Source organism: Xanthomonas sp. BRIP62418, from assembly GCF_003993495.1.
In the GTDB taxonomy this organism is placed as follows: domain Bacteria; phylum Pseudomonadota; class Gammaproteobacteria; order Xanthomonadales; family Xanthomonadaceae; genus Xanthomonas; species Xanthomonas euroxanthea.
Genome location: NZ_QEZG01000024.1, coordinates 122137 through 129542 on the forward strand (window position 1 = coordinate 122137; position 7406 = coordinate 129542).

A 7406-nucleotide genomic window follows, 5' to 3' on the forward strand; every position below is an offset into this window, starting at 1 on the left:
CAGCGGGCCATCGTCGCTACAATGCGCGCCCTGCCTCACAGCGTGTCGTGCCAGCTGCTTCCCCGCGATGGCACGACACCGCTCGCCCACCCCATGCCGTCCTGCGACGGGAGCCCGCTGCGCCGATGATCGAACCGCTGCACACTGCGCCACCGCTGCTGGCGGCGCGCGCGCTGGCTTTCAGCCGCAACGAGGAGCCGGTGTTCGGCCCGCTGGATTTCCATGTCGATGCCGGCGAAGCGCTGCTGGTGCAGGGCGACAACGGCGCCGGCAAGACCACGCTGCTGCGGGTGCTGGCCGGGCTGCTGCATGTGGAGCGGGGGCAGATCCAGATCGACGGCAAGACTGCGCGGCGCGGCGATCGCAGCCGCTTCATGGCCTATCTGGGCCATTTGCCGGGCCTGAAGGCCGATCTCAGCACGCTGGAGAACCTGCACTTCCTGTGCGGCCTGCATGGCCGACGCGCCAAGCAGATGCCTGGCAGCGCGCTGGCCATCGTCGGCCTGGCCGGCTACGAAGACGCATTGGTGCGGCAGCTGTCGGCCGGCCAGCGCAAACGCCTGGCGCTGGCGCGGCTGTGGTTGTCGCCGGCCCCGCTGTGGCTGCTGGACGAGCCCTATGCCAACCTGGACCTGGACGGCATCACCCTGGTCAACCGGATGATCTCCGCGCACCTGCGCGGTGGCGGCGCGGCGCTGGTCACCACCCACGGTGCCTACGCGGCGCCGCCGGTGCGCACGCGCATGCTCACGCTGGAGACGGCGGCATGAGCCTGCATTCGCCACAACCGTCGCTGTGGCAGGCCGCGCGTGCACTGCTCAGCCGCGACCTGCAGCTGCTGTGGCGCCGTCGCAGCGATGCCTTGCAGCCGGCGTTGTTCGCCCTGTTGATCGTGGTGTTGTTCGCGCTGGGCCTGGGCGGGCGCCCCGACCTGCTGGCGCAGGCCGCGCCGGCGGTGCTGTGGCTGTCGGTGCTGCTGGCCGGCCTGCTGTCGCTGGATGCGCTGTTCCGCAGCGATGTGGAAGACGGCTCGATGGAGCAATGGCTGCTGGCGCCGGTGCCATTGGCGTGGCTGATCGCGGTGCGCGTGCTGCTGCACTGGGCCACCAGCGCGCTGCCGTTGATCGCGGTGACCCCGCTGCTGGGCGAATTGCTGCACCTGCCACATGACCAGCTACCGGTACTGCTGGCATCGTTGGCACTGGGTACACCGCTTCTGAGTCTGCTTGGCGCCGTGGTCGCGGCGCTGACGGTGACGATGAAACGCTCTGGTATTCTCGTGGCGTTGCTGGCGTTGCCGTTGTACGTACCGGTGCTGGTGTTCGGTGCCGGCAGCGTGGCGGCCAGCGGCCAGGGCCAGGATGCGGTGGGTGCGTTGTTGTTGCTGGGCGCCGGACTGGTGATCGGCGTGGTGCTGGCACCGCTGGCTGCGGCTGCCGCGATCCGGATTTCGTTGAGTTGAGCCGTGCGGTCGATGCGCTGTCGATAAGACGCTCCACTCACTGCGTTGTTGCTGTTTCGAGAGCCAATGCCATTCCAAAGGCCGTTGCCATCGCATGAACGTCGTCGTCCGCTGGTTCCATCAACTCGCCTCGCCCCCGACCTTCGACCGTTTCACTGCGCGCTGGGCGCCGTGGTGCCACGCGCTGGCCGCGGTGTTGCTGGGCGCGGGCATCTGGCAGGCCTTGTTTGCGGTGCCGGCCGACTACCAGCAGGGCGACAGCTTTCGCATTCTGTATATCCATGTGCCAAGCGCGTGGATGAGCCTGTTCGTGTTCGGGTTGATGGCGGTGTACGCGGCGATCGCGCTGATCTGGCGCATCAAGATCTGCGAGATCCTGGCAATGGCCTGCGCGCCGATCGGCGCGGCGTTCACCGTGATCACCCTGCTGACCGGCAGCATCTGGGGCAAGCCGATGTGGGGCGCCTGGTGGGATTGGGACCCGCGCCTGACCACCGAGCTGATCCTGCTGTTCCTGTATCTGGGCGTGATCGGCCTGTACCAGGCCATCGACGATCGCCGTCAGGCCGCACGCGCGGCCGCCTTGCTGGCGATCGTCGGCGTGGCGCTGCTGCCGGTGATCCGCTATTCGGTGGTGTGGTGGAACTCGCTGCATCAGGGCCAGAGCATTCGCCTGCTCGGCCCTTCCACCATCGATGCGAGCATGCTGCTGCCGCTGTGGCTGATGGTGATCGGCACCAAGTTCTGGTTCGCCGGTTCGCTGCTGACGCGTGCGCGCGCCGACAACCTGCGCCGCGAGGCCGGCAAGGCCTGGATCGTGCGCGATGCGCCGGAGGGCGTGGCATGAGCTACCTGCCCTACGTCATCGCCGCCTACGCGGTGTTCGTGCTGGTGCTGCTGTGGGACCTGATCGCCGGCCGCTGGCAGGTGCGTCGCGCGTTGAAGATCGCGCAGGCGCGGCGCCTGCGCGAGCGCAAGCGCGCGGTGCCCAGCGATGCGGAGCTGATCCGGTGAACCCGCAACGGCGCCGCCGGATCTGGCTGGTGATTGCGCTGGTACTGGCCGGCGGCCTGGCGACCACGCTGGTGGCAATGGCACTGCAGCGCAACGTGGCCTATCTGTACACACCGTCGGAAGTGCTGCGCGGCGACGCCGGCGAGCACGCGCGCTTCCGGCTCGGCGGCATGGTGGAGAAAGGCTCGTTCCAGCGCGCCTCCGGTTCGTTGGAAGCGCAGTTCCGCGTCACCGATGGCGATGCGCAGTTGCCGGTCCGCTACGACCGCATCCTGCCGGACCTGTTTCGCGAGGGACAGGCGGTGGTGGCGACCGGTCGCATGCAGCACGGCGTGTTCGTGGCCGAAGAGATCCTGGCCAAGCACGACGAGACCTATATGCCGAAGGAAGTCGCCGACAAGATGGGCAGCGCGCACCGCAAGCACGATGTGCCGGCGGCCGCGGACCAGGCCGGAGCGCTGCGGTGATGTCAGGCATCACGACGTTCGCGTTGCTGCACGGTGTTGGCGTGCAAGGTGCTTGCGCGGCCGACGCCGTCGCTGCGCGCAGGCAGGCGCAGGCAGATGCTGCATGGATGCCGCCCCTGCCTTGCGCCCGTATTCGTTGCCCCACTGCATGCTCACCAATACGCCGACCCGATGCTGCCTGAGCTCGGTACCTTCCTGCTGATTCTGGCGTTGCTGGTGGCCCTGCTGCAGGCCGCGTTGCCGCTGGCCGGTGCGCAGCGCGGACGCAGCAGCTGGATGGCCGTGGCGCGGCCAGCCGCGTTGGTGCAGCTGGGCCTGATTGCGGCGGCCTTCGCGCTGTTGACGCATGCATTCCTGGTGCAGGATTTTTCGGTGCGCTACGTCGCCGAGAATTCCAACAGCCTGCTGCCGGTGATGTATCGCTATTCGGCGGTGTGGGGCGCGCACGAAGGTTCATTGCTGCTGTGGACGCTGGTGCTGGCGCTGTGGACCGGTGCGGTGGCGTTGTGGTCGCGGCAGCTGCCCGCGCACGTCATCGCGCGCGTGCTCGGGGTGATGGCCCTGGTCAGCATCGGCTTCCTGGCCTTTTTGCTGTTCACCTCCAACCCGTTCGCGCGCTTGTTGCCGGTGCCGCTGGAAGGCGCCGACCTCAATCCGCTGTTGCAGGACCCGGGGCTGATCATCCATCCGCCGATGTTGTACTGCGGCTATGTCGGCTTTGCGGTGCCATTCGCCTTCGCCATCGCCGCGTTGCTGGAAGGCCGCATGGATGCGCGCTGGCTGCGCTGGACGCGGCCATGGACCAATGTGGCCTGGGCGATGCTCACCGTCGGCATCGCGCTCGGCAGCTGGTGGGCGTATTACGAGCTGGGCTGGGGTGGCTGGTGGTTCTGGGACCCGGTCGAAAACGCCAGTTTCATGCCGTGGCTGGTGGGCACCGCGTTGCTGCATTCGCAGGCGGTCACCGAAAAGCGCGGCAGCTTCGCCAGCTGGACCCTGCTGCTGGCGATCGCCGCGTTTTCGCTATCGCTGCTGGGCACCTTCCTGGTGCGCTCGGGCGTGCTGACCAGCGTGCATGCGTTTGCGGCCGATCCCTCGCGCGGCCTGTTCATCCTGGTGTTCCTGCTGGCGGTGGTGGGTGGCTCGCTGGTGCTGTACGCGATCCGCGCGCCTCGCTTGTCGCTGGTCGATGATCCGCGCCGCGCCTTTGCCGGCAGCTCGCGCGAAACCTTGTTGCTGTTGAACAACCTGTTGCTCACCTGCGCCTGCGCGATGGTGTTGCTGGGCACGCTGTATCCGCTGCTCGCCGACGCCTTGGGCCTGGGCAAGCTGTCGGTCGGCCCGCCCTACTTCGGCACCTTGTTCGTGGTGCTGATGGCGCCGTTGGTGGCGCTGCTGCCGTTCGGTCCGCTGACCCGCTGGCAGCGCGAGCAGGCCTCGCGCCCGGTGGCGATGCTCGGGCCCTGGGCCGGACTGGCGGTTGCCGCAGGCGTATTGGCCTGGTTCGCCGCGCCGCAGGGGCAGTGGAAGGCGGCGATCGGCGTGGCCGGCGCGGCTTGGGTGCTGTTGGGCACGCTGCGCTTTTTGTGGACACGGCGCGCCGCCAAGGGCCGTAAATTCACCGCCGAAATGCTGGGCATGGTGCTGGCCCACCTGGGCGTGGCGGTCTTCCTGGCCGGTGCGTTGCTGGTGGAATCGCTGAGCCTGCAGCGCGAGGTCGCGCTGGCGCCCGGGCAGCAGATGCAGATCGGCCGCTACATGCTGCACTTTGATGACGTCGAAGAACTGCGCGGGCCCAATTACGTTTCCGACCGTGCCAACCTGCAGGTGTTCGAGGATGATGTGCCGGTCGGCCTGCTGCACGCGGAAAAACGCCGCTACGCCAGCGGCGGGCAGACCCTGACCGAGGCGGCGATCCGCCCCGGCCCGTTCGGCGACCTGTATGTCGCCCTTGGCGAACCGCTGGGCAATCAGGCCTGGGCGGTCCGCGTCCACCTCAAACCGTTTGTCCGCTGGATCTGGCTGGGAGCGCTGCTGATGGCGCTCGGCGGCCTGGTTACCGCGGCCGACCGGCGTTTTCGTCGTTCTCCGGAGATCCAAGATGGTTGAGTCACGTTCACCCCGCCTGCCCACTGCGGTTCTGGTGGGTGCCATCGTGCTGCTGCTCGCACTGGCAGCGCTGCTGGTCTATGCGGTGGTGCGCTCCGGTCAGGACGATCGCGATGCCCTGCCCTCTGCGCTGATCGGCAAGCCTGCGCCGGAGTTCGCGCTGCCGCTGCTGCACGACCCCAGCATCGTGGTGCACGCGCGCGAACTACGCGGCGCACCGTACATCATCAATGTGTGGGGCAGCTGGTGCCCGGCCTGCCGCGAAGAGCATCCGGTATTGAGCCGCTTTGCGCTGACCAAACGCGTGCGCGTGATCGGCTACAACTGGAAGGACGAGCGCACCGATGCACTGCGCTGGCTCGAGCAACTGGGCAACCCGTACCTGCTGGTGGTGGCCGACAAGGATGGCCGCACCGCAATCGACTTCGGCATCGCCGCGGCGCCGGAGACCTTCCTGGTCGACGGGCGCGGCGTGGTGCGCTGGAAGTACAGCGGCATGCTAACCCAGTCCGTCATCGACACCCAGCTGATTCCGGTGCTGCGCAAGATCGAGCGCTCGCCCAGTGCCGCACCGGACCTGCACGCCAAACAATGATACGAGCCTGGCTGCTGACGCTGCTGCTGTTGCCCTGGCTGGCCCTGGCCCAGCCGGCCGGCGACCCGGCGCCGCTGCGCTACGCCTCGGCCGACGAAGAGGCGCGCTTCCATGCGTTGACCGCCGAGCTGCGCTGCGTGCAGTGCCAGAACCAGTCACTGGCCGATTCCAATGCGCAGATCGCCCAGGACCTGCGCCGCGAAGTGCTGGCATTGATGCACGAAGGGCGCAGCGATGCGCAGATCCGCCAGTTCCTGGTGGAGCGCTATGGCGAGTTCGTGCTGTACCGCCCGCGTGTGGAATCGCGGACCTGGCTGTTGTGGTTCGGTCCGCTGCTGGCGCTGTTGATCGGCGGTGGCGCCGTCGCGTTGGTGGTGCGTCGACGTAGCGTGGCTGCGCCCGCCTTGCCCGCCGATGAGCAGGAGTGGTGATGGTCGGCTTCGTCATTGCCGTGGTGGTGCTGGCCCTGGTCGTTTTCGGCGTGGCGCTGCGGCCGCTGTGGCGCGATGCGCGCGGGCTGACTGCCGGCATCGCGGTGTTGCTGCTGGCCGCGAGCGCGGCGCTGTATTGGCAGGTCGGCACGCCGGGCGCGATCCGGGCGCCCGCCGAGCGACCGGCCACGCCACGCTCGCTGGATGAAGCCATCATGCAGCTGCGCGCGGCACTGGCGCGCGATCCCGACCAGGCCGAAGGCTGGGTGTTGCTGGGGCGCTCGCTGTCCAGCCAACAGAAATTTGCCGAAGCGCGCGATGCGTTTGCGCGCGCGGTCGCACTGCGTCCGGACGAGCCGGACGTACTGGTGGCTGCCGCGCAGTCGCGCATGCTCGCCGACGACAGCGGGCGCCCGGATCCGCAGGCCATGCGTCTGCTGGAACACGCGCTCAACGTGCAACCGGACCATCAACGTGCACGCTGGTTCCTGGGTGTGGTGCAACGACAGGCCGGCCAGCCGGCCAGGGCCAGCGAGACCTGGGAGCCATTGCTGCGTGTGGTCGATGCCCCGACCCGCCCCGGCCTGCTCGAACAGATCAACGCCGCGCGCCAGGAAGCCAGGCTGGCGCCGATCCAAGCGCCGGCTGCAACTGCCATCGATGCAGCCAGCGGAAAACGCATCAAGGTGCGGGTGACGCTGGATGCCGAGTTCGCCAAACGCGCCGGAATGCCCGGCGATACCGGCGTCTTCGTCATCGCACGCGCTGCAGACACCCCGATGCCGGTAGCAGTGGAAAGACACACGCTGAGCGAGCTGCCGTTGACCATCACCCTGGACGATGGCGACAGCCCGATGCCGACACGTGCGCTGTCGTCGCTGGATACCGTGCAGGTGTTGGCGCGACTGTCGCGCAGCGGCAACGCGATACGCCAGGCCGATGATGTCGAGAGCGCGCCGGTGATGGTGGAACTGCCCGCCGCCGCGCCGGTGGAGTTGGTGATCGGCCACTGATTGCTCGCCGCATGTCGTTGCGACGCAATCAACGATGACACTGCACCGGAGTGCGTCGGTTGCACTGTTGAAACCCACGCACACCGACCATCTCGACTGGTCCTTGCGCGCTCACCGTCGCGGGACCTTGAGCGGCATGGATGCCTCGCCGGAGCCTACATGGACGTACTTGCGGCGTGTCCTGCGATGGTGGGCGGGCAAGGGCTCTGCAGCAAACCCGCAGCGTCGAGAGCGCGGTGCCCTCACCGCTTGCGGGACACGCCGTGAACCCGTCCCTGGGGGCTCGGTGGCGGCATCCATGCCGCCACACGGTCC

The 7406-nt window shown here is 68.1% G+C and carries 9 protein-coding genes; all 9 read left to right on the top strand.

Translation table 11 applies throughout. From position 1 onward, the window contains the following. Positions 1 to 125: 125 nt before the first annotated feature. Positions 126 to 770: a heme ABC exporter ATP-binding protein CcmA gene (ccmA, locus tag EO174_RS03140; protein WP_104582508.1), complete on the top strand. Its 645-nt coding sequence runs from the start codon at positions 126 to 128 to the stop codon at positions 768 to 770. Beyond that, positions 767 to 1462, top strand: coding sequence for a heme exporter protein CcmB (gene ccmB, locus EO174_RS03145; RefSeq protein ID WP_006452115.1), 696 nt, complete (start codon positions 767 to 769; stop codon positions 1460 to 1462). Before ccmA ends, ccmB begins: the two co-directional genes overlap by 4 nt. 94 nt (positions 1463 to 1556) lie before the next feature. Further along, positions 1557 to 2309: a heme ABC transporter permease CcmC gene (ccmC, locus tag EO174_RS03150; protein WP_126942156.1), complete on the top strand. Its 753-nt coding sequence runs from the start codon at positions 1557 to 1559 to the stop codon at positions 2307 to 2309. Continuing rightward, a complete protein-coding gene (locus tag EO174_RS03155) occupies positions 2306 to 2476 on the top strand; it encodes a heme exporter protein CcmD (RefSeq protein WP_033483498.1) in 171 nt (56 codons plus the stop codon). Before ccmC ends, EO174_RS03155 begins: the two co-directional genes overlap by 4 nt. After that, a complete protein-coding gene (gene ccmE, locus EO174_RS03160) occupies positions 2473 to 2943 on the top strand; it encodes a cytochrome c maturation protein CcmE (RefSeq protein ID WP_104582505.1) in 471 nt (156 codons plus the stop codon). The genes EO174_RS03155 and ccmE overlap by 4 nt, the downstream gene beginning before the upstream one ends. A gap of 171 nt (positions 2944 to 3114) precedes the next feature. Then, complete coding sequence (locus EO174_RS03165) at positions 3115 to 5052, top strand: heme lyase CcmF/NrfE family subunit (protein ID WP_126942159.1); 1938 nt, start codon at positions 3115 to 3117, stop codon at positions 5050 to 5052. Continuing rightward, positions 5045 to 5647 (top strand): DsbE family thiol:disulfide interchange protein, encoded by a 603-nt coding sequence (locus EO174_RS03170; protein ID WP_104582503.1) that lies wholly within the window; start codon positions 5045 to 5047, stop codon positions 5645 to 5647. The genes EO174_RS03165 and EO174_RS03170 overlap by 8 nt, the downstream gene beginning before the upstream one ends. Further along, positions 5644 to 6078 carry a cytochrome c-type biogenesis protein gene (locus EO174_RS03175; protein WP_164740061.1) on the top strand — a complete coding sequence of 145 codons (435 nt, stop codon included), beginning with the start codon at positions 5644 to 5646 and terminating at the stop codon, positions 6076 to 6078. The genes EO174_RS03170 and EO174_RS03175 overlap by 4 nt, the downstream gene beginning before the upstream one ends. Beyond that, on the top strand, positions 6078 to 7091 hold the full coding sequence (locus EO174_RS03180; RefSeq protein WP_164740062.1) for a tetratricopeptide repeat protein: 1014 nt from the start codon (positions 6078 to 6080) through the stop codon (positions 7089 to 7091). Before EO174_RS03175 ends, EO174_RS03180 begins: the two co-directional genes overlap by 1 nt. Positions 7092 to 7406: the final 315 nt, after the last annotated feature.